Origin of the sequence: Halorubrum tibetense (genome assembly GCF_042661865.1) — an archaeon.
GTDB lineage: Archaea > Halobacteriota > Halobacteria > Halobacteriales > Haloferacaceae > Halorubrum > Halorubrum tibetense.
On the sequence record NZ_JBHSWW010000569.1, the window covers coordinates 1 to 760 of the forward strand.

General features: G+C 48.3%; 1 protein-coding gene. It reads left to right on the forward strand.

Annotated elements, in window-relative coordinates:
- The coding region (locus ACFQEU_RS17015; protein WP_379784068.1) for an LNS2 domain-containing protein at positions 1-275 on the forward strand (275 nt) is incomplete at its 5' end.
- Positions 276-760 lie beyond the last annotated feature (485 nt).

The window sequence follows — 760 nt, forward strand, 5'->3', positions numbered from 1 at the left end:
ACAGTGTTGATCATGCGGCTTTTAAGGCGCGGGTATTGAATCAGTACCAAAATAAAGGCTGGGTGATAGCTGCCGGTTTTGGCGATTCTTCCACCGATTTCGAGGCCTATGCACAGGTGGGGCTAGAGGCGAGCTCTGTATTTGCACTGCAGCGGCAAGGCGAGGGGGCGTGTTTGTCTGGCGCTTGGGCTTATTGTTTCAATTCTTGGTCCGCACAGCGCGTGCACTTGGAAACGTGGATACAGAATGATCAAAAGGGCGCTACCCTTGATTAACCCAATGTTGTTTCTCGCCAGGTTTTTATCCCCTCGTAACATCGTCCTGCCCATGCTCGGTAGGTGTATTAGCTAACTAGTAAACCGAGCTGTGTTTTGTTTTTCGACTTCACCGTTATTTTCAGTATTGGGTAATTTCACCGTCGTAATCGTACCTGAACGCATTGGAATATTGAGCAAGTTTGGATTCTGGAGTTAGAAAATCACCAACAGCTGAATGACTTGGCAAAGTTAGGTGACGAATCGGGCGATACGAAATTTATGAGTCCACTCGCAGTACAGTGTCTTTGGTTTAGAGCTGGGGATAGTGTTTTACAGGCAGAAAATTAACCGCTCGCTGCTAGTGTGAATGTGTTTGTCGCCCTTGGTGTGCACCTGAGTGGAGTGGGAGATATTCAGGCGTTCCATAAGGGGAGCTGGAGACGCCCATGGATTGTATGAGTGTCGCATTTGCCGTGTCGATGTTTTAAAGGCTGGTATGCTCC